Source organism: Paraburkholderia sp. BR13439, from assembly GCF_040948805.1.
Lineage (GTDB): Bacteria > Pseudomonadota > Gammaproteobacteria > Burkholderiales > Burkholderiaceae > Paraburkholderia > Paraburkholderia youngii.
In genome coordinates this window covers 1-22,319 of sequence record NZ_JBFPKN010000044.1, presented here as the reverse complement: position 1 = coordinate 22,319, position 22,319 = coordinate 1, and the positions used below count along the sequence as shown (strand labels likewise).

Here is a 22,319-nt window from a genome sequence, read left to right as displayed (position 1 = left end):
AGTGCTTATCCTAGACGAATCCCGTACTTGACAGTGAAAATTGTTGTTCCTAGAGTGGAGCTGTGTACTTGCTGCATACAGCTAACGAGACGGAGGAACTGTGAGCGAATACGAAGGCCGGGTAAGCAAACTGCGCGATGCACTCCGCGTCGCGAATATTGACGTTGCTCTGATCAGCGACCCCGATGCAGTGGCCTATTTCGGCGGCTTCTGGAACTACCTTGGAATGGATTTCGGCAGGCCAACTTTGCTGGTCGTTCCGCAAGATCGCGACCCGGTGCTGATTACTCCTCTGATGGAATCGGAGATGTGCTCGCTGATGACATGGATCAAGGACATCCGTCCCTGGTGTGACGGCATTGACGACGAGTGGCGCAAGCCGCTGCGGGAAGTGCTCGCGGCGTCAAAGGTTAAACGCCTCGGTGTCGAGCGCGCAAAGATGCCGCCGCTCGTGGCAGCGGCGCTGCTTGTCGATGCGGACCACATTGTCGATGTTGGTCAGATCATCCTCGATCTTCGGACGATCAAGACCTCGAGCGAAATCGCCACGATGAAGCAGGCAGGTCACGTTGCAGTGGCAATGGTCGAAGCAGCGAAACAGGTGATCCGGGAAGGCGTACCCGAATATGAAATCGCGTTGGCTGTCGTCGCCGCCGGAACGCGTAAAGCAGCGTCATTCCTGGATGAGCACAAGGACAGATTTGTGTCCCCGACCATTTACAACCTGCAGATCCTCCAGTCGGGGCGCGACGTCTGCCTCGTGCACCGCAGATCCTCGGTTCGCACGTTAAAGCGAGGCGACCCGGTGTATTTGTGTTTCTGCGGAATCGCCAACTTCAAGAACTACAAGCTTGGATTCGACCGCGAGTTCTTCGTTGGGTCGGTGACCGACGAGCAGGCTCGCGTCTACGAAGCGGCGGTAGCGGCGCAACAGGCGGCACTGGCGCAGATCAGGCCCGGAGTACGGTGCGAAGATGTGAATGCGGCTGCTGAGCAGGTGTACAAGGACGCGGGCTTTGCGCCGGGATATCGCACCGGACGTTCGATCGGATATTCGTTCCTCGAAACGCCAGAGCTCAAGCGCGGCGAACAGCGCACGCTTGAGGCAGGCATGACGTTCGCCGTCGATGGCGGCATTACCATCGAAGGCGAGTTTGGCGGGCGAGTCGGCGATTCGATAGTTGTTACGACGGATGGCTTCGAATACCTGACCAACTATCCTCGCGAGCTGGCGGTGGCGTGAAGATTATGGCTGATGGAATCGCACTGAAGACCCTCATCGCGGTCAACCGGGAGTTCTTCGGCAGTCGCTGGACCGAAAAGGACCTCACTGAGCTGGTGGACCCGCGTTTCGGCGTGGTATCGGACCTGTCCAGTCTCGTCGGGCGCCTTGCGGAGATTCGGGCAAAAGATCTCGGCGACGTGGCGCCGCCGTGGGCCGAGGGTACGCAATCATGACACCGGTACGGGGCACAAACCTCAGAGATATGTCGCGAGTGCTAGCCAATGGCGACGCTACGTCGTCTGAGTTTATCGCGCATAGTCTGGCGCTTGCGGAGGCGACCAATTCATGGCTGAAATGCCTGATAACCGTGACCAGTGAACGCGGTCGGGAGCAAGCAGCGGCGGCGGATGATCGGCGTCGCCGCGGGGCTTCGCTAGGATTGCTGGACGGCGTTCCCTACGTCGCAAAGGATGCTTTCAACACAGCGGGCATCCGGACAACGGCCGGGAGCCGGGTATATGCGGAGCACTATCCAACGGAAGATTCCGTAGTCGTTCGAAAGCTTGCGGATGCTGGCGCTGTCCTGATTGGCAAAGCGAATATGCACGAGTTTGCCTATGGCGCGACCGGCGAAAACCTGTTCACTGGCACAACAGTCAACCCGTGGGACCGGAGTCGATTGGCTGGCGGGTCCAGCGGGGGATCCGCCGCAGCTGTGGCAGCCGGCATCGTGCCATTTGCGTTGGGCACCGATACCGGCGGCTCAGTGCGCGTTCCTGCCGCGCTGTGCGGCGTCACCGGATTCAAGCCGTCTTTTGGACTGCTCGACTCGACGGGAGTAATCCCGTTTTGCTGGACGTTGGACCACGTGGGGATCATTGCTGCAAGCGCGGACGACGTGTCGATTGTTACGGCATGGCTGACCGACCTGGACACATTCAGTCCCGTCAAGTGCGCAAGGTCGCTCCGGGTGGGCGTACTGCCCGACGCAGCTCTCGTTCTTCAACCCTCGGTCAGAGCCGGTTATGAGTCGGCTCTGGCTGCGCTGCGCGGGCTGGGAGCCCGTTTTCACGAGATCGAGTTGCCCGATGCCGCCGAATCTCGAACAGTGTCGCTCACGATCCAGCTCGCCGAGGCGCTCGCCTATCACTCGCCGTTGATCGAGACGTGCGGGGAAAAGTATGGTGCCGATATCAGGAGTGGTTTTATATTAGGTCAGCAGTTGTCCGCTGAGAGTTACGTGCAATGTCAAAGGCTTCTGACCGAATATCGACGCTCCTTCTCGCGCCAGTTCGACAATGTCGACGTAGTTCTCACACCTACCTGTCCAATCGTCGCCCCTGAGATCGGGAGCACCAGGGTGCCGATCGGCGAGCAACTGTGTCCCGTCGGGAATGCGCTGACACTTTACACCTCGTTTTTCAACCTCGTCGGAGCGCCCGCAGTTGCACTGCCATCAGGACAGGATGACAGAGGGCTCCCAGTAAGTGTGCAACTTGTTGGCGCCGCAGGTGCCGACAAGTGGGTTCTCCAGTTGGCCCGGCGTTTGGAGAAGGACTTGGCGCAGGTCTAAACGCCTGCTAGCTCGTGACAATGACCCTTAACGTATCGTCGAGAGAGGTATGTATGAAAATCGGAAACACATCGAAGCAAGCACGGGCGTGCCTGTTCACCGTCCTGGCAGCAGTTCTGCCAGCTACATCGGCTCAGGCTCAACAGCTGGTCATCGCATCTTTCGGTGGGGCATATACCGCCAGCCAGTCCAAGGCCTTCTTTGAGCCTTACACCGCGAAGACCGGCACCAAGATCTTGCCGGCCGATTACAACGGCGGTCTCGCGGAGCTGCGCTCCCAGGTACAGGCCGGATCTGGGGCTTGGGACGTCATTGACCTTGAGTTTCAGGATGCCGCGCGAGCCTGCGACGAGGGGTTGATCGACCCCATCAAGGCGAGTTCCCTTGCTCCTTCACCGGATGGCAAGCCTGCATCGGCCGACTTCGTCAACGGATCATTGCTGGACTGTGGTGCCGGAACCATTCTCTGGTCCAACGTAATCGCATTTGACAAGAGAAAGTTCTCCGGAGCCCAACCGACGACGATCGCAGACTTCTTTGATCTGAAAAAATTCCCGGGGAAACGGGGACTTAGCAATAAACCGAACGGAAATCTGGAATGGGCCCTGATGGCGGATGGCGTGCCTCGCGACAAGGTCTACGCGACGCTGCGAACGCCGGCAGGACTTGAGCGCGCCTTCAAGAAACTGGACACGATCAAGCCAAGTGCGGTGTTCTGGGGAGCGCAGGCGCAGTCGGTTCAACTTCTTGCCGACGGTGAAGTCGCGATGACCGAAGGCGGTAATGGACGATTCACCGACGCTATTACCAAAGAAAAGAAACCGTTCGGCATCGTCTGGCAAGGACAGATCATCAACGGAGATGTCTTTGCGATCTCCAAGGCGAGCAAAAACAAGGCGGCCGCACTCGATTTCATCCGGTATGCGACATCGTCGCCGCAGCTTGCAAGTCAGACGAAATATATCAGCTACGCGCCGGCGCGCCGCTCGGCACTTCAGCTTGTTGACGCGTCCTTGCGGGACAACCTGCCGACGTCGCCCGCCAATCTGAAGGTCGGCCTCGCGAACGACACTGCATTCTGGAACGATGAGCAGGACGAAATTAACCGGCGCTGGGCCGCCTGGATGGCCCGCTAAGGATCAAGGTAACGCAAATGCGAAACGTTTCCCAGCAACGAAATGGAAGTTCGAGAGTGGCCGACGGGAACCACGTCGTATTCTCGCAGGTAGAAAAGAGCTACGACGGGAGCACCCAAGTGGTGAAATCGCTCTCCCTTGCGGTCAGGCGGGGTGAGTTTCTGACCCTGCTTGGCCCGTCGGGATCCGGCAAAACAACAACCTTGATGATGCTGGCGGGTTTTGAGGCGCCGACTGCTGGGACGATTAGCATCGACGGTGTGAATCTGACAACGACGCCGCCGCATAGACGGGGCATTGGCATGGTCTTCCAGAACTATGCGCTGTTTCCTCATATGTCGATCGCAGACAACGTGGCCTTTCCACTTGCAGCGAGAAAGGTTCCCAAAGACCAGATCGCGAAAAAAGTAGCAACGGCGTTGGAAATGGTGAAGATGCATGCATTCGCTTCCCGTCGGCCGGCTCAGCTCTCTGGCGGCCAGCAGCAGCGGATCGCGCTGGCCCGTGCCTTGGTCTTCGAGCCCACCTTGGTGCTGATGGACGAGCCTCTTGGTGCTCTGGATAAACAGCTTCGCGAGCACATGCAAACGGAAATCAAGCATCTGCACAAGATGCTTGGCGTGACGGTGGTCTATGTCACCCACGATCAGGATGAAGCGCTGGCCATGTCTGACCGGGTCGCAATCTTCAACAATGGAATCATAGAACAGATCGGTCCGCCGACCGAGATTTATGAATCCCCAAACACCGAGTTTGTGTCGCGGTTCGTTGGCGACAACAATCTGCTGGACGGTGTCGTACGCGAATGTTACGCGTCGGCGGACGGCGACTTCCGCGCAAAAGTCACTCACGGAGAATGCCAGTTTGAGGCACGCACTGCAAAGCCGCTGCCGTCGGGGTCGCGCGTGTCTCTGGTGTTGCGTCCCGAGCGCGTAGTGATTGCCTCGCACGAAACGGCGTTCGAGAACCGTGTGAACTCGGAGATCATTGAGTCGACCTACTATGGCGATCACGTCAGACTGACATGCAAGATTCCGAGCGGCAACGAAATTTCAGTGAAAATCGCGAACACGTCCAGCCTCGGATCTCTTCGCTCAGGACAGACGCTACCCATCGGCTGGCGCTCAGTTGACAGCCGCGCGCTGTTGGCTGCGGGAGGCCCGACATGAATCCGGTGACAATAGCTGAGAGCGGCCCTGACGATTCCCATGACGAACAATGTGGCGCTACGTTAAAGAGCCGGGTTCAGAAGGCGAGGCGCCGCGAGACGCGAAAATCTTTTCTGCTTGTCCTGCCGGTGATCGTGTTCCTGCTGCTGACCTTTGTTGTGCCGATCGCGAAGATGTTTGAGGTCAGCGTCTACGATGCAACGCTGCGCGACCTTCTTCCGGCGACCGCTCGAGCCCTCGACGCCGGTTCCAGGGACGCGGCAGGTCAGATGTGGACAGCTCTGGCCCGTGACCTCGTTACTGCAAGAGAAAATGGCAAGCTCGGTCTGGTCGCGAGGCGACTGAATGCCGAACGCTCGGGGCTTCGATCTGTCGTTGAACGTACGGCGCGGCGCGCTGCTACTGCTGACGAAGTACCGACTGCTCAGTGGTTCGCGAACGTGGATCCGGTATGGACTGATCCCGGCGTGATACCGATGCTTGCACGCGCAACGCGACCATTCACGCTAGATAATTACCTTGCGGCGCTAGACTTCCGACGCGATGAGCAAGGCAGTATCGAGTCACAACCGGAAGACAGCAGAATCTATCGCTCGCTCTACCTGAAAACGTTCCTGGTTTCCGTCGCCGTTACCGCGTTGTGCTCTGTGTTGGGGTATCCGATTGCTTACCTCATGGCGACACGATCAAAGTCCACTGCGAATAAATTGATGATTCTGGTGCTGGTGCCTTTCTGGACGTCAATGCTTGTTCGCGTCACTGCATGGATGGTGATGTTGCAATCTCAAGGAGTGTTCAACGATCTTCTCGTTCTGGCCGGAGTGGTCAATGACCACAACCGTGTCATGTTGATCTATAACCTGACGGGCACACTGATCTCCATGACACATATCCTGTTGCCGTTCTTCATTCTGCCGCTATACAGCGTAATGGTTGCGGTTCCACCTAGCTACATGCGAGCTGCACAATCTCTTGGAGCAGGGCGGTTCATTTCGTTCTGGAAAGTTTATTTTCCGATTACTTTGCCAGGAGTAGGCGCCGGTGGTTTGCTGGTACTGATCCTTGCTTTGGGTTATTACATCACGCCTGCACTTGTCGGCGGACAGTCTGGCCAGATGATTTCGAACATGATCGCTTTCAACATACAGACTTCGTTGAACTGGGGGCTGGCGGCAGCGATTAGCATCGTACTACTTGTTGCGGTGCTCGCGCTCTACTTCGTGTACAACCGAATGGTTGGCGCTGAAAATCTCAAGATGGGGTAACCATGAACGTCCATAGCCAGCCGTTTCGTTCTCCCGTCGAAAAGGGATGGAGCATACTTTTTGCCGTAATGTGCACGACAATCTTTCTTTTCCTCGTCGCGCCGGTTCTTGTCATCATCCCTCTTTCGTTCAACGCGGAACCCTATTTCACGTTCTCTCGAGCGATGTTGCATTTGCAAGCTGATGCGTGGTCGCTTCGGTGGTATGAATCGTTTTTCGACAACCCAAGGTGGCTGCTTTCGGTCAAGAACAGCCTCATTGTGGGCGTTGCCACAACGGCTCTTTCTGCGTCCATTGGCACAGCAGCAGCGCTGGGCCTGAGGCAGCGTTTGCTGCCCAGCAGGTCGCTCCTCATGAGCTTCATTCTCGCACCGATGGTTGTACCAACGATTGTCACCGGAGCGGGAACTTACTTCGTATTCGCAAAGGTAGGGCTCGTTGATAACTTGTGGGGTCTCATTGCAGCGCACACCGCGCTTGGCATCCCCTTCGTTGTAGTTACGGTGCTTGCCTCTGTGAGCGGCCTCGATCGGTCCTTTGAACGGGCGGGCGCCATCATGGGGGCGCCGCCCTGGATGGTGTTTCGAAAGGTAACGCTTCCGCTCATCATGCCAGGCGTGACGGCCGGCGCGGTACTCGCGTTTATCACATCGTTTGACGAGGTAGTTTTCGCGCTTTTCATTCTTCCAAGTCCGCAGTATTTCACGCTGCCAAGACAGATGTGGTCTGGACTTCGGGAGCAGATCAGCCCGGCTATTCTTGCAGCGGCAACGCTTTGGATTGTGCTTTCGCTTGTTTTGATGTGGTTGATGGGCGTGCTGAGAAAAAGAGCGGCGCATGTTCGCTGAGGCGCCAGAAGAGGGCGTGCGGGTGGACTACCGCACGAGAGCACCCACGTGCATTGAGCCGCAGCCGTTGCTGCTATCTGCTTCAGGAATTCAACTCGTTGGCGCGCGCCTGACATGCGTCGCGTTGAGCAAGTCAAGGTGCGGGGGGCATATCCTCAAATTCGCCGCGATCGTTCAAGCCTTCACATCCGTAATTGATCGCCGATATGTCGGCAGATACAGGTAGCCCGCCGGCAGCGCGACCGCGCAAAGGGCCGCCTGATGTCCATGCTAAGTCTTGATCCGATATCGAACCGCCCGGTGTATAGACTGCCTAGTGGTAGTTTTTTGATTGTGTCCGGCAGCACGAAACTGCCGATAGTGCTGCTGCCAGATCGCGGCTCGCTGTCCGCAACTGTGCTCGCATGCTATCCAAAGGTTCGGCGCATACTCAAGTGCGTCTTATTCGGCAATATGGGGACCGTGCTGCTTCCGCCGGCCTTGGTTGGCGTGCGAAGCGAAAGCTTGACGCGGCAGGAGATTCCGCCATGTAGCGCTAGCTGGCTTGCGATCGGATAGCTATCGCGGGGAATGACGAAAAAAACGGATTGTGCCACCGTAGCGAACGGCGGCCCATGATGAAGGACTCATCGCGAGCGTCAGATCTGGCTCGTTAGCTCCGGTAATACAGAAAAGAGATCGCCGACCAGCCCATAATCTGCAATTCCAAAGATCGGCGCTTCTGCATCCTTATTCACAGCGACGATGACTTTTGAGTCCTTCATGCCGGCCAGATGCTGAATCGCACCGGAAATGCCCACGGCGATATACAACTGCGGAGCGACGATCTTGCCGGTCTGTCCTACCTGCCAGTCGTTCGGAGCGAAACCCGAGTCCACCGCGGCTCGTGACGCACCTACCGCCGCACCGAGCTTCTGTGCCAGCGGATCGAGTAACGCAAAGTTCTCCGCACTACCCATACCGCGCCCACCCGAGATGACGATTCGTGCTGACGTTAGTTCCGGCCGCTCGTTTTCAGCCACTTCGCGACGCACGAAACGTACCCGCCGTGTACCTTCGGCAGCTTCGATCGTGACAATTGATGCGCTGCCGCCAGTCGCGGGCGCGGCGTCGAAAGCGGTAGTGCGGATCGTCGCTACCTTGATCGCATCGTCGCACTGCACGGTTGCGATGGCGTTGTCTGCATAGATCGGACGGTCGAACGTATCGGCCGAATGAATGGCGATGACGTCCGAGATCTGAGATGCGTCGAGTTTTGCAGCAACACGCGGTGCGACGGTCTTGCCCGCAGCAGTCGCAGCGAACAGCACATGTGTATAAGACGGCGCCAGTGCAATCACCTGTGCGGCGATGTTTTCCGCCAGGCCATCGGCCAGAATATGCGCATCGATCAGAATGACGACGTCGACGCCTTCGATTCTGGCTGCGGCTTCGGCGACGGGATGCGCGTTATAACCTGTGACAAGCATGTGCACGCCGTTATTGAGCTGGCGCGCTGCGTTGACTGTGTGCAGTGTGGCGGACGAGACCGCCGCGTCTCTGTGTTCCGCAATGACGAGTGTGGTCATCAGATCACCTTTGCTTCATTCTTCAGTTTGTCGATCAATGTGGCGACGTCCGCCACGCGTACTCCCGCCTTGCGGGCGGCCGGCTCGGCGACTTTCAGCGTCTTCAGCCGCGGCGCGGGATCCACGCCGAGATCGGCCGGCGTGACCGTGTCCATCGGTTTCTTCTTCGCTTTCATGATGTTGGGTAGCGTCACGTAACGTGGCTCGTTCAGCCGCAAGTCAGTCGTTACGATGGCCGGAAGATCCAGCTGAAGCACTTCGAGGCCGCCGTCTACTTCCCGGGTAACAGTGGCGACGTTACCCTCGATCTCGATAGCGCTTGCGAATGTGGCTTGCGGCCAGTCGAGAAGTGCGGCGAGCATTTGGCCGGTCTGACCGGCGTCGTCGTCAATGGCCTGCTTGCCGAGAATGACGAGCTGCGGTTGCTCGCGCTCGACCACGGCCTTCAGCAGCTTCGCGACCCCCAGCGGTTGCAGTTCAGCTTCAGTCTGGATATGCAGAGCGCGATCGGCACCGATAGCGAGCGCCGTACGCAGAGTCTCGCCGCTTTGCGCGGGGCCGCAAGTGACCGCGATCACGTCGTGAGCGACTCCAGCCTCCTTCAGGCGAGTCGCCGCCTCGACGGCGATCTCGTCAAAAGGATTAATCGACATCTTTACGTTCCCTATGTCGACGCCCGTCTGATCAGCCTTCACGCGGACCTTTACGTTGTAGTCGACAACGCGTTTAACTGCTGCCATGACCTTCATGCCTGGTTTCCTCGTTGCTCGGGGGGGGGAATTTGGGAGCGCGCGCATGTCATCCGCGCGCTTTCTGTTCGATAATGACGAGTGCCGCGTAGGGCGCCTGAGCTTCGTCGTGCGCCTCGCCGTTCAACTCGTATTGTTCCTTATCGCGGGCTGCCTCGATGTCGAACGCGCCGCCGTTTTCCGGGCGCGTGTAGACATATGCTTCAGGAAGCAAGAACGTTTCGCAGAGATCGCGTGCACGCAGCATGCATGGCTCCATGCAGGGTCAGCACGAGCGCGAGGCATCCGGACGGTAGATGCATTGGTTCCCGTAGAACCACGATGCGAGCGGTGTAGCGCTCTCGCGCGACGATGGCGTTGAGTTTCAGGACTGGCCCGTCAAGCAGACTAGCTTGCCAGATGGCGTCTCCGTCATATTCCGCCGACACACATCCGCGTCGCATGTCTATGCGTCTTGAGCCGGCATTTAGCGTGACGCCTACACCCCGAACGACAAGCGACACGCGGTTCATACCGACGAATCGCGAATATGAGCCATCGCGTTCGACGTCGGCGAGGCTGATACGCCAGCCTCCGTCAGCGGCCTCTGCCAGGGTACGCGTCGTACTTTGGCCATTGCGCCAGGCTTGCGGTGCTATGCAAGCGAGTGGCCGGACCGCCAGTTCGACAGACGCTGTCACTTCACGAAACGGCGCCGAGGCCATACTTGCCGGTCAGCAGCTCGCCGGTGGCGAACCGCTCGATAGAGTAGGGTTTGAGCGAGACATCTATCGGCCGACCCAGCGCAGCCTGTGCGAGTATCTTCCCAACCGTGGGCGAAAGCTTGAAGCCGTGGCCCGAGAAGCCATAGCCGACCACCAGGCCATCGATACCTGGCAGCGCGCCGAGCACGGGATTCCAGTCCGGCGTCACGTCATAGACACCGGTCCATGAAGACGCGATGCCTGCCGTCTCGTATGCCGGGAAACGCTCGGCGACCTGTGCGCCGACATCGACGACATAGTCCATCGGGATGTCTCCCTGTTCGGTGTCTGCCGTGCTCAGTTTCTCGCCGACCACTCCTTCGCTGACCAGCATCCGGTTCCCGCCGTAACTGCGGTAATACAGCATGCCTTCCGATGCGAGATCCTTGAATACCGGCATCTGGAAAGTGTAGGGCGCTTCGGGGCACTCGAGCGCAAGAACTGCGTGACGTTCCGGCGCAAGTGGGAGCGTCCTGCCGGTCCAGCCAGCCAGCTCCGGCGTCCAGATGTTTTGCGTGCTGATAACGGCACCGGTACTGAAATCGCCCACGCTCGTCGACACGCCCACCACCTTTCCGCTCTCGATCAACAGCCTGTTCACAGTAACGTTCTCGCGGATCGTCACGCCGCCACGTCGCGCGGCGCGTGCGAAGCTGGTTGCAGTGAGATATGCATCCGCGAACCCAGCTTCCGGTTCATAGCCGATTAGCGCGGCGTCGTCGAAGGTGGCAATCGGCATGCGTTCTTTTGCCTGCTGCGCATCGAGCAGTTCGAGGGGAATACCCTGGGCCTTCTGTTGCTCCAGCGATGCACGGAGCGGTTCAAGTTTTTCGTTATCCGCCGAGACGATCATGTAGCCGCACTTGACCAGGCCGCAAGAAGCTTCTTCGTCGCCAAGATAGGCAGCGAAATCGTTGAACATCGACCACGACTTACGTGCCAATTCGACGTTTTCCTTTACCGAATAATGCGTTCTCAGAATGCCAGACGATTGTGACGTCGTGCCTGCGCCAATGGTCGCGCGGTCGAGTACCAGCACGTTTCTGGCGCCCAGCTTTTGTAGGTGAAACGCGACCGAGGTACCGATCACCCCAGCTCCAATTACGACAACATCGTAGTTGTTCACGGCCATGTCCTTTGACAGAAACGATGATCAGAGTCTGCACCCGAAGATGCTCGCCAATGCTTCAATAAGCAATTCTGATGAAAGGTCATAAGTGGGTCGTTCGAACAGGCGAGGACCACGTACGGTGACTTTGTCCCGTGGCATTATTTGGGTCGTCAAGGTTGTCCACGGGATGCAAAATTCAATTGCTGGCATTCGCGCATGGCGCATATTTAGCGATAGCGTCGATCACCATCGCATTTCTGTCTGGCCTTTCGACGAGAGGCCTCGTACGGCTGTTCGCTCCGAAACCAGTAGCGTCTGTGGTGGGGGAGATCGTCGGAATACTGGTTTTAATCGCTACATATGCCTATCTCTTCGGCTGATGGCTAGAGGTAGCTCCGTCCCGAATCCTGGAGCGTCGCCAGTTTGTGCTCCATAAGCTTCGCTTATGTGAGCGCTGTTCGACTTCAAAGCGGGTAGGCTGAGAATAACCTTTACAAGAAATGTCTTGAGCATGACCTCACAACTTGCATCCGTGCAGAACGCGCGTGAATCGATGGAATACGACGTCGTGATCGTCGGCGGCGGCCCGGCTGGCCTTGCCGCGGCGATCCGTCTGAAGCAGCGGGCGGCGGAAAAAGGCGCCGAGATTGGCGTCTGCGTGCTGGAAAAAGGCTCGGAGATCGGGGCGCACATTCTCTCCGGCGCGGTCATGGACCCGCGCGCCATCACCGAACTCATTTGCGACTGGAAGGAAAATGGCGCGCCTTTAGATGTTGAAGTGACGGAAGACCGCTTCCTCTTTCTGAGCGAAACGGGTGCGAAGAGCGTGCCGAACTGGGCGCTGCCGGACAATTTTAAGAACCACGGCAACTACGTGATCAGCCTCGCGAACGTCACGCGCTGGCTGGGTCAGCAGGCCGAGGCGCTCGGCGTCGAGATTTTCCCGGGCTTTCCGGCGGCTGAAGTGTTGTACAACGACGACGGCTCGGTCAAGGGCGTCGCGACCGGCAACCTCGGCATCGGCAAGGACGGCGAGCCGACCGAGAACTTCCAGCTCGGCATGGAGCTGCACGCGAAGTACACGCTGTTCTGCGAAGGCGCGCGCGGCCACCTCGGCCGCCAGCTGAACGAGAAGTTCAAGCTGCGCGACGGCGTCGATCCGCAGGTGTACGGCATCGGCATCAAGGAGCTGTGGGAGATCGATCCCGCCAAGCACCAGCCGGGTCTGGTGATGCACACGGCCGGCTGGCCGCTCGAAAACGACACCTACGGCGGCTCGTTCCTCTATCACATGGACAACAACCAGGTCGTGGTCGGCTTCGTGGTCGGCCTCGGCTATTCGAATCCGTATCTGTCACCGTTCGAGGAATTCCAGCGCTACAAGACGCATCCGGCGATCCGCGCGATTCTGGAAGGCGGCAAGCGCGTGTCGTATGGTGCGCGCGCGATCACCGCGGGCGGTCTGATGTCGCTGCCGAAGCTGGTGTTCCCGGGCGGCGCACTTGTCGGCGACGACGCGGGCTTCCTGAACGCGTCGCGCATCAAGGGTTCGCACGCCGCGATCAAGACCGGCATGCTCGCCGCCGACGCCGCATTCGCCGCCGTACAGGCCGGCCGTCAGTCGGACGAACTGACCGCTTATCCGGAAACCTTCAAGACGTCGTGGCTGTACACCGAGCTGTATCGCGCGCGTAACTTCAAGCAGTGGATGAGCAAGGGTCTCTACCTCGGCACGCTGATGGTCGGCGTCGAGCAGAAGCTGCTCGGCGGCAACGTGCCCTGGACGCTGCATCACCAGCATTCCGATCATGAGATGCTGAAGCCGGCTTCGCAGTGCAAGCCGATCACGTATCCGAAGCCGGACGGCAAGCTGACGTTCGACCGGCTCTCTTCGGTGTTCATCTCGAACACAAACCACGAGGAAAATCAGCCGGCGCACCTGACGCTGAAGGATCCGACCGTGCCGGTCAACGTGAACTGGCAGACTTACGCCGGACCGGAGTCGCGTTATTGCCCGGCTGGCGTGTACGAGTTCGTGAAGAACGACGAAGGCAACGAGCGGCTCGTCATCAATGCGCAGAACTGCGTGCACTGCAAGACCTGCGATATCAAGGACCCGACGCAGAATATCGTGTGGGTCACGCCGGAAGGCGGTGGCGGGCCGAACTATCCGAATATGTAGCCAGGCCGAGGGCTCCGATAGGCTGCAAGCGCCTGAAGTTCTACCCAGGTACCGATATCAGGCAAGAGCAGTCGAACGCGACATCCCGAGGAACGCGAACATCGTGATTCTGTCAGGCTGTGTGAGCCGGTCTTCATTTCTGTATTGGCGCATTTTCGAATTACAGCACGGCGGCACCGACCAAACTACACGACCTGTCCGGCACACTATGAGATCAGCCGAGCGATGCGTGCGAGACCGAACGAGATGTGGTTGCGTTGCACAAGTCCAAGAGCACGCATGTCCCCCGCGCGCAGCGCCAAGCAGCATTCGTCCAGCTCCCTATTAAGACTTCTAAGTTCTTCGTCCCATACAAGTTCCACAATATTCAGCCTAACCCGTGAGACTTGCACGTAACAGCGGTTATGCGCTTGGCGCACTTGTACGTTCGTTATGAGGCCGTTGATTACGGAATGCAACTCATCGAGGACTTTCCAGAATGCTCCTGAATTCGGTGGCCTGTGTTGCAGCGTCGTCGCTTTAACCGCCAACTGTTGCATCCGCTCGAGCGCGTGGGGAGCGTCTGCTGGAGAGCAAAAGTCGCCAAGAATCTCGCTCAACCTTAGCCGGAATGCGTAAGTGTCACGATATTCCCGGAGATCACCGCCCGTGACTATCGTACCGATGCCATTTCTTGTTTCCACGAGGCCTTCGTATGCGAGCCTCTGAAGACTCTGCCGAATCGGTGTGCGACTGACGTGGAATTCATCCGCAAGCGCCGTCTCGCGCAATACGGTGCCGGGGGGATAATACAGAGTGCAGATCCGATCACGTAACGTCTGATGGATCTTCGATATCGGATAGCGGATTGACGGCGCTTTGTCCACGGTGCCAGCTCTTGATACCCTTGTTTTTGCTACCTGTGACATCAAAGACCTCCCTCGGAGCGAAGCATTAAGACCGTCGCCTGCTACACGTTAAAAAGCGTCTGCATCCGTTTCCGTGAATTGGGCTCCACCGAACTGCTAGATTCGAAAGCGGTTGTGCCAACCGTGTGTATTTTCAAATCGCACGGCGAAGCGTAGCCAACGGTCCCGCCCATCATGCGCTGTCGCAACGTCTCTTGCGAACAGTTAGCCCCTGGTTCAGGGGTCCGCAGCCAACTACCGATTTCTCAACAGCGAGGGGAAGCAAGAACGTTATGCGCCCCGGGCGCTCGCGAGCCTACCGCACGGACATTCAGCGTTGCCGATGGTCAAGAATCGCACGGCGACAATCGCCACAACGGCGCTTTGGCGCGCGCCCTAAGTCTCCATTGTGTGAGCCGCAGCGTCGTCGATTGGTGGCTCTGATGACGACAATTTCGCTTGCGGAACAACAGATTCGTCGTCGCCGCGAATGACCCTGCTCAGGTCATGACGCAAATAGCCTTCATGACTCTTGGGAGCTATTCCTCGTTTCGATAACTGAAACGAAAGATATTCTTCCCACGAGAACGCATCGAGTCCAAGGTGATGATTAACGTGTTGCTGCTCCTTCATATGCGTTAGAACAACCCATTGATGCCCTAGTGGGTGCGGAGCATCGAGGAGGACGAGCTCTAATCGACATTCCCCCGCGAGCAAACGAAGGGTTGAAGCCTTGTAATACTGAACTGCCGGATACGACCAGTGTGCGCAGCTGCTGTCTGAACCTCCCTCCAGAAAAGCCGCCACAAATTTCCCATTAGATCGCAAACTCCGAGACACTGATTTTAAGCACGTTATAATTTGCGTTTTGCTCGCGTGCATGAATATGCCGGCGGCAATTATGTAGTCAAACTGGCAATTGAAACTGGTTGTATTTAAATCAGAATTGAATGAAAATTGTGGTCGCTTCAAAGTGACAAGTGCGGAGCCAACCTCCGCCTCGATGCCTTGCCGAAGACACCATTCTTCCGGTTCAATGCCGAAATAGCGATCGGGATTGAGGTACATCAAAGGGAACCTGCCTCCACGTAGTGAACCACATCCGATATCCAATAAAAAGTGTTCCTCTCTCAACCCCAGCAGAAGCAATGTAACGAATTGCACGGCACCCAAGCGGTCGTAATAATCAGGTGGACCCACCCAAGCGCGATGATCCCTGTCCCCCATCACGTGCTGTTTACTTTGCATTTGGTAATCCTCATTATGTTATCCGAAGCTTTTTTCAGCTTGCAGCCAAACGAGCCGGTTCAATCGGCAAGCGGGAGTCATCGCGCGGCAACGCTATTGCCGCAGCCTGGAGCGATATTCCACAACTCACGCATGACGCCAGCGAACGTGCAAGAGACGTGCCGAGATGGTTCGGGCAGGTATGCGATGGCCAGATGGTGTCGATATTGTCAGGTGTATGCCAATTCGCCATGTCAGTGTCGGAAAGCGCGCAATGTGAGCGTCGCCGAGGGATTGCGCCAACTCTGGCTGCGACGATAGTGACCGCCACGGTCGCTACGCACGATCACACCGGTTTTTCGGGCGGCGCCGGAACCATGTCATGCGCAGTGCGTCCGCGCACGACACTGGGAGCCAACCCATTTGAATGCCTTGCTCAATGTTTAAGCATGAGATACAGAAGTGATCACGGGCTCGACGCTCACCACGGCAATGAACCGGTATCCAGTCGCCCGAAGCTGCCTTACTGTTTTTCGGCCGCTACCGGAGCGCTGAAGCCGCAACCGTAAGCATCGAGCGTCGGCGAAACGTGGCGAAATATCGGAGAGAACTGATGTGCACGAGCTACGACGCAAATCCTAACGACGCCTGGGACGCTTTTAGCCTGTTCCCGGAGCCGGACTTCGACTACAAGCGCGAGATCTATAAGGACTACTACGCGCCGATCTTGCGCCGCGGTGGCGACGCATTCGAGACGTTTGGCGCTTGGTTCGGCATCGTTCCGCGGCGGCATATTCCTCCGGGTGTGAAGGCGTTCGATACGATGAACGCGCGTTCGGAATCAGTCGGGAAGAAACGCAGCTTCTGCGGCGCGTGGAAGAATCTCCAACTCTGCCTTGTCCCGTGTAGTGCATTCTTTGAACCCAACTACGAGACAGGTACGGCTGTGCGTTGGAGAATCGGCACAGCTAGCGGTGAACCGCTCGCGATCGCCGGGCTCTGGCGCTCCCTGGAAGGAAGTCGACGGCTCGCATACCCTCTCCTTCACGATGCTCACCGTTAACTCAGACGAGCATCCGCTGATGAAGCGCTTTCACAAGCCCGGTGCCGAGAAGCGCTCAGTCGTCATTGTCCCGCCGGCGCAGTATGGCGATTGGCTCTCCTGCGGATCGACCGATGAAGCGCGGTCCTTTCTGAAGCTTTATCCAGTTGAAGCAATGCACGCGGAACCATATCCCCTTCCGCCGCGTAAATTGCGAGTGGCCGACCGACCCGGCGATCCGCAGCTACCGCTTGTCGATTGAGCAAGCACGTCAACTTGACTACCGTCTGCGCTGGGTATGCTGGTGCGAATAACATCCCGGGTTGAATGATGAGCGCGAAGTTTCTGGTTGGTCGGTGGCAGTCTCCACGGGCGAGTAATCCATTTCTGAATATCCGCATAGCGATTGAGATAGATGCGCGATCCGTCGTGATGGTGCACCACGTCATCGAGCGCGCGTGGCGACGGTTCGGGCAGGACGAGAACGCATATGTACGCGAACTCATCATTGAAGAGATCGATGCGATCGTTGAGTGCCCGGAGGATTATGGGTTGAAAGCGATTGATGCCATACCCGCCGCATGGTCAGATGCGGAATCGAACGCGCCGCTCGAGCTCCCGGAGGACGATGAAGAAGTGAATGCAGACGATCGGTCATAGCATGCGTCCGCCTGCTGCGATCGATGATACCGCGAAGGTGCAGTGAGCAAATGCGAATGCCCCTGAATACAGGCGTGTTTACGACACGGGGCAAGCGAGGTAACCCGATCGATCGACGAGGCGCGCTCTTTTTTGAACCTCTATCCAGTGGAAGCAATGCTCGCGGAGGCATACCCTCTTCCCCCGCGGAAATCTCCGGTGGCCGATACGACCAGCGGCCCGCAGTTACCCCTTGTAGATTAAAAGGATAGGTCGCCTAGGCAAAAGTCGGCCATCAGTAGTCGTTCGCTTGCGACGTCGCTCGGACAGATCTCCAATCTGCCCGGGAAACGGTCATTCAATTCGCGAGGGCTCGTTGGCTTGTCGCCGGTTCCTTATACATTTTGTACCCCTCGACGTGTTTCAGATCAAGCTGCCTGAATCGCATTAAGCCGCCTTGTGATGTTGGCCATACGCCGTTTATATCGCGCGAAACGTGGACGGCGTTTACTCCGCCACTGAGTTTCGTGGCATCCCATACACACGAACCAATCGCTTTAGGCTGATAGTTCCTTGTATTCCGACCAAGGTGATCATTGCTTTGCTCATTGCGAGCCCAGCTCCAAGTGAAACTGCCGGTAGCGAGTAACGTTTTGCGATGGCGTCGTTGATCAGCGACCGCATATGGCGTGCGCCGTGACAAGGCGGCGCTTTTCCAGTGGGTGAAAGCCCCACCCGGCAACCGCTCCAGCCGGAAGCAACCGGAGCAATCGTGGAGGTAACGAAGCGGTTGAAGCCTTCGGTGAAGCGTGTCACGAAATACGGTGACAGCGCGAGTGTGCAGGCCGTAACGCGAGTGAACGCTGAGCAAGCCTCGAAAAGGTCGATGCGCAGGCCGACCCGACAGCCATATCGGGGAAGGCTGATACGTCTGGGTGAATGAGCAGGCAGGACGCCCAGCCGCTGCGCCGGGGTAGTGGCGACAGCATGCACACAAGGAAAGCGCACGCAACACGGGAAGCCCCTCGGCGTGGTCAGGGATGACCAACCGGACGCCCGTGAGGGACAGGCCGGGCGCCTTGGGGTGACGGAGAGGCCCGTAGTACCGATGAAGCCGGTGTAATGCCGGCGGAGGAAAGGGGCCTCAGTTCAAGACAGACGCAATACGTAGTGAGGGCGTGGAGATTGGGCAACCTATCAACTCCGATTCGTGTTCAGAAGCTGCAGATGGCGTTACACGCGAAAGCGAAGGCAGAAGCCGGGTATCGCTTCTACGCGCTGTACGACAAGATCTATAGCGAGGATGTGCTGGCGCATGCGTACGCTCAGTGCCGCTCGAATAAGGGCGCACCGGGTGTCGATCGGCAGGACTTCGCGGAGGTCGAGGCGTACGGGGTGGAGAAGTGGCTCGGTGAACTGGCGCTTGCGCTCAGGCAGGAGACTTACCGACCGGACCATATCAGAAGAGTGTTTATCCCGAAGGCCAATGGCAAGTTGAGGCCACAGGGCATCTCGACCCTGCGGGATCGGGTGTGCATGACAGCAGCGATGCTGGTACTCGAACCGATCTTCGAAGCGGATCTTCCGTCAGAGCAGTACGCTTACCGCCCGGGGCGCAATGCCCAGCAAGCGGTAGTCGAGGTGGAGGAGCGGCTGCACCGAGGGCAAACGGCCGTCGTTGACGCGGACTTGGCGGACTACTTCGGAAGTATTCCACACGCCGAATTGATGTTGTCGCTCGCGCGTCGCATCGTGGATCGGCGTGTGCTGCATCTGATCAGGATGTGGCTGGAATGTCCCGTTGAAGAAACCGACAACCGAGGCCGCAAGAAGCGCACGACGGAGGCCAGAGACGGCCGGCGAGGTATCCCACAGGGCTCTCCCATCTCACCACTGCTGGCAAATGTCTACATGCGCCGGTTCGTACTGGCATGGAAGAAGCTCGGACTTCAGCGCAGTCTTGGCAGTCGCATCGTGACCTACGCGGACGATCTCGTGATCCTGTGCAAGAGAGGCAAGGCCGAAGAGGCGCTGCTGAACCTGCGCGGGATCATGGGCAAACTGAAGTTGACGGTCAACGAGGAAAAGACACGAATCTGCAAGGTCCCGGAAGGTGAATTCGACTTCCTGGGTTACACGTTTGGGCAGATGTACTCACCGACGACTGGCCAGGCCCGTATGGGTATGCGCCCGTCGAAGAAGAGTATGCGTCGCATGGTCGAGAAGATTCATGCGATGACCGCGCTCAGGATGGCATGGCAAGAGACCACGGAGTTGGTGGGCAAGTTGAACCGCACGTTACGTGGGTGGGCCAACTACTTCCAGGTTGGAAGCGTTAGCCGCGCCTACCGTGCGCTCGACAGCTACACCGCGACGCGGTTGCGCCGGTGGCTGCGCAACAAGCATAAGCTCAGGCGACGAAGGGGCGGGAGCTATCCATCCTCGCACCTCTACGGGCACTTCGGTCTCGTACGTTTGAGCGCGCGCGGAGGTGTAGCCTGGCGTGTGTGAAGGCGTGAAGTCTTGTCCGAGAGCCGGATGCGGGAGATCTGCACGTCCGGTTCGATGAGCGGGATGTGGAAACGGGGTTACGGCGAGGTTAATGGGACACCGCCAAACGAAAGGGGCGGACAACAGACAAACCGGACCTACTGCTACCGCGCCACATCTCGACTCTACCGATACAATTCTCCGCGGAACGGTATGCGAGCCGGACAGACTTCTCCCTGTCGTCCTTGTCCACCCCGAACAATATCAACCCGCCGTCACCCAAATATTCCGTGACCGTCCCGCCTTGAAAGCCACAGGGAACGGCGACGGCAGGCAAAAGCGCAGACGTCTCGTAATAGACCCGTTGCAGTCCGTAGATCTAATTGTCTTGAGTCTTTGAGTCGATCCCCGCATGTCAATTCTAGCGCAATGAACTCGTCGACTTTTGGTCTATCTGCTGACGCAACTGGATAACCAGGGATATTCGAGTCGGCGCTGTCCATAGCGTACGATTCGACCGACTTATGCAGTCGCGCCTCACTCAGGTGCCCGACCTTCTCCCAATTGGATTCAGCGCGATCGAGACCTTGCTCGATTGCATCACGGACTTTCGCTATCTCACCATTGTTCATCGATTTACCTTCTCGATATGCGCACGGACTTTCGTCCATGCCGCCGCCATGTCACGGTCAGGTGAGTCTTCAGACAGTTTTGCTGGATACTCGATAGTAGTCACGCCCGCAAGATCGCTAGGCAGCTTTACAGCGACGCCCTTTGGCTTCATCAAGGTGGCTCGGCGGCGAACCCCAATCTCCCCATAAAAAGTCCCAATTCAAAGATGACGTTATCGCGTGGATTTGGCTTCCTCTCCTTGCGGGATGTAGTGAGGTCATCATCCTGTGCGATGGCAATCGCGAAGTCCGCCGTGTCCAGATGACGCTCGAGGTCGTCGAGCGGATAACTGCTCACTCCGAACACATTGTCTGGCCAGTTCCAAAACTTGATGTTTTCCGCATGTTCGAACGCGAGGACACCGGTCTCAGCGACCGACAGGGCTTCGACTGATGAAATCGCGAAGACATTCACTTTTTCGTCTGAGCGCGCAAGCGCCTTGTTGCGTCGCTCCAGCCGCCGCGCAAGTTCCACAGCAAGGTGCTCGTAGATCCGGGGAAACTGATCGCACAGCTCGATGAATTGAGTCTCGGATAGTTTAATAGCGACAATAGCGCGGTCAGCGATCACAGTCGCGGAGCGCGGCAGTGCCTCAATTGCCGCCATTTCACCTACGTGCCGACCGGCATCAACGCGATCGACTTCTTTCTTACCAACAATGATCTTCGTAGTCCCAGTCAACAAAAAATAAACGTCGCTGGATTGCTCGCCCTGTGTGATGAGCTTTTCATTGTCTTGAAACTCGACAAGTCCACCGTATTGGCCAGCCGCTGCGGCAGCTCTGGAATACCGCGGCAAATTCCTTGCATTTCAAGCGCGTCAATGAGATTTTGGCACCGCGCTTCTGCCTCAAATCTTTCCTTCACGGTTACCCCGTTTTGTTATTGATAAAATGTTCTTACTTAGCCGATGTCACTGCCGACGCCGGAAAATCGTCAACCCTTGTCGATTGGCCTTTGCGATGAAGCTCGGCGCTACATTAACGATTCCCGACGCCCATACAGTTGTGAGCGAATGCGAGTCAATGGTGAATCACCGAGGGGCTCGGTCGTAGGGCGGTAACGGTCGAAAGTTCGCGATTCTTGCTTCGAGCACGCACGTTCTGTGGCACCGGCCACGTTCGATTTCCGCCCATGGCACGGTGAGGCTGCATTGGGCAGATTTTCAGCCCCAGCGAGCCAATCAGGTGGCAGGCTGCCAATGCCCATCGGTCAACGAAACACCAAGGTTCGCTTTACCCTTGCCTGTGACGTCGTTGCCTAAGGCGGGGAATGACGTCTGAAGCTGTTTGTTTTCCGCCCACTTCGGTACGTCTGTTAGTTCGTAGGCGTACGTCACAGTCGTGACCACGGCGCCGCCTAGTTTCATCGGTTCGTCCCAGTTCAGGACCTTCGTGAGTTTTGCTTTCCCATAGCAGAATGCGCCGTACAGCTTGCTGGGAAACGGCTGCCGCTCATTCGTAACCAGCAGCTTCTTACCTTCTTCGGTCAGCGTAAAGATCGCCTGTTTGCGAAAGTTCGTGGAAGAACTCGGTCCTTCCTCCTTCACCGTTGCAATTCCTGCCTGCACGAACCCCATTCCGGCGTCATAAAACGCATAAGGGTTACCGTGGTCCGTGGGATCGCTTGTCGCCGGCCAGACTCCGGGCGGCAGGCACCGCGATTGGCTAGAGCGTGTTAGGAACTTTGAAGTACTGACACGGCGTGGACAAGCATGAGCATTGCGAAGACGACGAAATGAAGCCCAGCGAGAGTTTCGGGGAGCCGTTCATAGTCACGTGCGAGACGCCGGAA

At 57.6% G+C, this 22,319-nt stretch carries 21 protein-coding genes and 1 pseudogene; 12 read left to right on the top strand and 10 right to left on the bottom strand.

Annotation, left to right across the window (positions count from 1 at the left end):
• The first annotated feature begins 100 nt into the window (after positions 1 to 100).
• The 7 genes from AB3X96_RS39990 to AB3X96_RS39960 all read left to right on the top strand — a co-directional run bounded on the left by AB3X96_RS39990 (position 101) and on the right by AB3X96_RS39960 (position 7,216).
• Entirely contained in the window at positions 101 to 1,243 is a 1,143-nt protein-coding gene (locus AB3X96_RS39990; RefSeq protein WP_368594100.1) for a M24 family metallopeptidase, read from the top strand.
• A 5-nt stretch (positions 1,244 to 1,248) separates the two neighbouring features.
• Positions 1,249 to 1,458: a hypothetical protein gene (locus AB3X96_RS39985; RefSeq protein WP_176112077.1), complete on the top strand. Its 210-nt coding sequence runs from the start codon at positions 1,249 to 1,251 to the stop codon at positions 1,456 to 1,458.
• 29 nt (positions 1,459 to 1,487) lie between these two features.
• On the top strand, positions 1,488 to 2,798 hold the full coding sequence (locus tag AB3X96_RS39980; RefSeq protein WP_246392568.1) for an amidase: 1,311 nt from the start codon (positions 1,488 to 1,490) through the stop codon (positions 2,796 to 2,798).
• A 53-nt stretch (positions 2,799 to 2,851) separates the two neighbouring features.
• Positions 2,852 to 3,934 carry an ABC transporter substrate-binding protein gene (locus tag AB3X96_RS39975; RefSeq protein WP_176112075.1) on the top strand — a complete coding sequence of 361 codons (1,083 nt, stop codon included), beginning with the start codon at positions 2,852 to 2,854 and terminating at the stop codon, positions 3,932 to 3,934.
• A gap of 122 nt (positions 3,935 to 4,056) precedes the next feature.
• Entirely contained in the window at positions 4,057 to 5,103 is a 1,047-nt protein-coding gene (locus AB3X96_RS39970) for an ABC transporter ATP-binding protein (RefSeq protein WP_368594099.1), read from the top strand.
• Positions 5,100 to 6,368: an ABC transporter permease gene (locus AB3X96_RS39965; protein ID WP_368594098.1), complete on the top strand. Its 1,269-nt coding sequence runs from the start codon at positions 5,100 to 5,102 to the stop codon at positions 6,366 to 6,368. Before AB3X96_RS39970 ends, AB3X96_RS39965 begins: the two co-directional genes overlap by 4 nt.
• Before the next feature lie 2 nt (positions 6,369 to 6,370).
• On the top strand, positions 6,371 to 7,216 hold the full coding sequence (locus AB3X96_RS39960) for an ABC transporter permease (protein WP_176112072.1): 846 nt from the start codon (positions 6,371 to 6,373) through the stop codon (positions 7,214 to 7,216).
• Positions 7,217 to 7,854: 638 nt separating this feature from the next.
• Here the strand turns inward: AB3X96_RS39960 and AB3X96_RS39955 are convergent.
• From AB3X96_RS39955 to AB3X96_RS39935, 5 genes are read right to left on the bottom strand one after another with little or no spacing between them, the layout of a single operon-like run.
• Complete coding sequence (locus tag AB3X96_RS39955; RefSeq protein ID WP_368594097.1) at positions 7,855 to 8,784, bottom strand: electron transfer flavoprotein subunit alpha/FixB family protein; 930 nt, start codon at positions 8,782 to 8,784, stop codon at positions 7,855 to 7,857.
• Positions 8,784 to 9,533, bottom strand: a complete 750-nt coding sequence (locus AB3X96_RS39950) for an electron transfer flavoprotein subunit beta/FixA family protein (protein ID WP_368594096.1) — start codon at positions 9,531 to 9,533, stop codon at positions 8,784 to 8,786. The genes AB3X96_RS39955 and AB3X96_RS39950 overlap by 1 nt, the downstream gene beginning before the upstream one ends.
• 49 nt (positions 9,534 to 9,582) lie before the next feature.
• Positions 9,583 to 9,780, bottom strand: coding sequence for a hypothetical protein (locus AB3X96_RS39945; RefSeq protein ID WP_246392609.1), 198 nt, complete (start codon positions 9,778 to 9,780; stop codon positions 9,583 to 9,585).
• Complete coding sequence (locus AB3X96_RS39940; protein WP_368594095.1) at positions 9,737 to 10,237, bottom strand: HutD family protein; 501 nt, start codon at positions 10,235 to 10,237, stop codon at positions 9,737 to 9,739. Before AB3X96_RS39940 ends, AB3X96_RS39945 begins: the two co-directional genes overlap by 44 nt.
• The gene (locus AB3X96_RS39935; RefSeq protein ID WP_368594094.1) at positions 10,215 to 11,402 is read right to left on the bottom strand and encodes an NAD(P)/FAD-dependent oxidoreductase; all 1,188 of its coding nucleotides are present in this window, start codon (positions 11,400 to 11,402) and stop codon (positions 10,215 to 10,217) included. The genes AB3X96_RS39940 and AB3X96_RS39935 overlap by 23 nt, the downstream gene beginning before the upstream one ends.
• A 496-nt stretch (positions 11,403 to 11,898) precedes the next feature.
• On the opposite strand from AB3X96_RS39935, the gene AB3X96_RS39930 reads away from it, so the two are divergent.
• Positions 11,899 to 13,569 carry an electron transfer flavoprotein-ubiquinone oxidoreductase gene (locus AB3X96_RS39930; protein WP_368594093.1) on the top strand — a complete coding sequence of 557 codons (1,671 nt, stop codon included), beginning with the start codon at positions 11,899 to 11,901 and terminating at the stop codon, positions 13,567 to 13,569.
• A gap of 206 nt (positions 13,570 to 13,775) precedes the next feature.
• On the opposite strand, the gene AB3X96_RS39925 is transcribed toward AB3X96_RS39930, so the two are convergent.
• Together AB3X96_RS39925 and AB3X96_RS39920 are read right to left on the bottom strand one after the other, a co-directional pair.
• Positions 13,776 to 14,477 (bottom strand): GntR family transcriptional regulator, encoded by a 702-nt coding sequence (locus tag AB3X96_RS39925; protein WP_368594092.1) that lies wholly within the window; start codon positions 14,475 to 14,477, stop codon positions 13,776 to 13,778.
• 375 nt (positions 14,478 to 14,852) lie between these two features.
• Complete coding sequence (locus AB3X96_RS39920; RefSeq protein ID WP_368594091.1) at positions 14,853 to 15,704, bottom strand: class I SAM-dependent methyltransferase; 852 nt, start codon at positions 15,702 to 15,704, stop codon at positions 14,853 to 14,855.
• 592 nt (positions 15,705 to 16,296) lie between these two features.
• Here AB3X96_RS39920 and AB3X96_RS39915 point away from each other — a divergent pair.
• The 4 genes from AB3X96_RS39915 to ltrA all read left to right on the top strand — a co-directional run bounded on the left by AB3X96_RS39915 (position 16,297) and on the right by ltrA (position 19,875).
• On the top strand, positions 16,297 to 16,746 hold the full coding sequence (locus AB3X96_RS39915) for an SOS response-associated peptidase family protein (protein WP_368594090.1): 450 nt from the start codon (positions 16,297 to 16,299) through the stop codon (positions 16,744 to 16,746).
• 19 nt (positions 16,747 to 16,765) lie between these two features.
• Entirely contained in the window at positions 16,766 to 16,987 is a 222-nt protein-coding gene (locus tag AB3X96_RS39910) for a hypothetical protein (RefSeq protein WP_246392449.1), read from the top strand.
• 65 nt (positions 16,988 to 17,052) lie between these two features.
• A complete protein-coding gene (locus tag AB3X96_RS39905) occupies positions 17,053 to 17,385 on the top strand; it encodes a hypothetical protein (protein WP_368594089.1) in 333 nt (110 codons plus the stop codon).
• A gap of 1,101 nt (positions 17,386 to 18,486) precedes the next feature.
• The gene (gene ltrA, locus AB3X96_RS39900) at positions 18,487 to 19,875 is read left to right on the top strand and encodes a group II intron reverse transcriptase/maturase (RefSeq protein ID WP_368594088.1); all 1,389 of its coding nucleotides are present in this window, start codon (positions 18,487 to 18,489) and stop codon (positions 19,873 to 19,875) included.
• Between the two features lie 762 nt (positions 19,876 to 20,637).
• Here the strand turns inward: ltrA and AB3X96_RS39895 are convergent.
• From AB3X96_RS39895 to AB3X96_RS39885, 3 genes and pseudogenes are all read right to left on the bottom strand, one after another.
• Positions 20,638 to 21,324 (bottom strand): TIR domain-containing protein, encoded by a 687-nt coding sequence (locus AB3X96_RS39895; protein ID WP_368594087.1) that lies wholly within the window; start codon positions 21,322 to 21,324, stop codon positions 20,638 to 20,640.
• Positions 21,325 to 21,708: 384 nt separating this feature from the next.
• The gene (locus AB3X96_RS39890; RefSeq protein ID WP_368594086.1) at positions 21,709 to 22,104 is read right to left on the bottom strand and encodes a hypothetical protein; all 396 of its coding nucleotides are present in this window, start codon (positions 22,102 to 22,104) and stop codon (positions 21,709 to 21,711) included.
• 98 nt (positions 22,105 to 22,202) lie between these two features.
• Positions 22,203 to 22,319, bottom strand: a pseudogene (locus AB3X96_RS39885) (IS5/IS1182 family transposase); the annotation flags it as partial.

Coding starts and splice junctions, on each gene's coding strand:
- AB3X96_RS39910 (WP_246392449.1), top strand. CDS start 16,766: ATGAAGCGCTTTCACAAGCCCGGTGCCGAGAAGCGCTCAGTCGTCATT.
- AB3X96_RS39945 (WP_246392609.1), bottom strand. CDS start 9,780: ATGCTGCGTGCACGCGATCTCTGCGAAACGTTCTTGCTTCCTGAAGCA.
- AB3X96_RS39905 (WP_368594089.1), top strand. CDS start 17,053: ATGATGAGCGCGAAGTTTCTGGTTGGTCGGTGGCAGTCTCCACGGGCG.
- AB3X96_RS39920 (WP_368594091.1), bottom strand. CDS start 15,704: ATGCAAAGTAAACAGCACGTGATGGGGGACAGGGATCATCGCGCTTGG.
- AB3X96_RS39930 (WP_368594093.1), top strand. CDS start 11,899: ATGACCTCACAACTTGCATCCGTGCAGAACGCGCGTGAATCGATGGAA.
- AB3X96_RS39950 (WP_368594096.1), bottom strand. CDS start 9,533: ATGAAGGTCATGGCAGCAGTTAAACGCGTTGTCGACTACAACGTAAAG.
- AB3X96_RS39940 (WP_368594095.1), bottom strand. CDS start 10,237: ATGGCCTCGGCGCCGTTTCGTGAAGTGACAGCGTCTGTCGAACTGGCG.
- AB3X96_RS39985 (WP_176112077.1), top strand. CDS start 1,249: ATGGCTGATGGAATCGCACTGAAGACCCTCATCGCGGTCAACCGGGAG.
- AB3X96_RS39925 (WP_368594092.1), bottom strand. CDS start 14,477: ATGTCACAGGTAGCAAAAACAAGGGTATCAAGAGCTGGCACCGTGGAC.
- AB3X96_RS39965 (WP_368594098.1), top strand. CDS start 5,100: ATGAATCCGGTGACAATAGCTGAGAGCGGCCCTGACGATTCCCATGAC.
- ltrA (WP_368594088.1), top strand. CDS start 18,487: ATGCCGGCGGAGGAAAGGGGCCTCAGTTCAAGACAGACGCAATACGTA.
- AB3X96_RS39975 (WP_176112075.1), top strand. CDS start 2,852: ATGAAAATCGGAAACACATCGAAGCAAGCACGGGCGTGCCTGTTCACC.
- AB3X96_RS39960 (WP_176112072.1), top strand. CDS start 6,371: ATGAACGTCCATAGCCAGCCGTTTCGTTCTCCCGTCGAAAAGGGATGG.
- AB3X96_RS39980 (WP_246392568.1), top strand. CDS start 1,488: ATGTCGCGAGTGCTAGCCAATGGCGACGCTACGTCGTCTGAGTTTATC.
- AB3X96_RS39915 (WP_368594090.1), top strand. CDS start 16,297: ATGTGCACGAGCTACGACGCAAATCCTAACGACGCCTGGGACGCTTTT.
- AB3X96_RS39890 (WP_368594086.1), bottom strand. CDS start 22,104: ATGGGGTTCGTGCAGGCAGGAATTGCAACGGTGAAGGAGGAAGGACCG.
- AB3X96_RS39955 (WP_368594097.1), bottom strand. CDS start 8,784: ATGACCACACTCGTCATTGCGGAACACAGAGACGCGGCGGTCTCGTCC.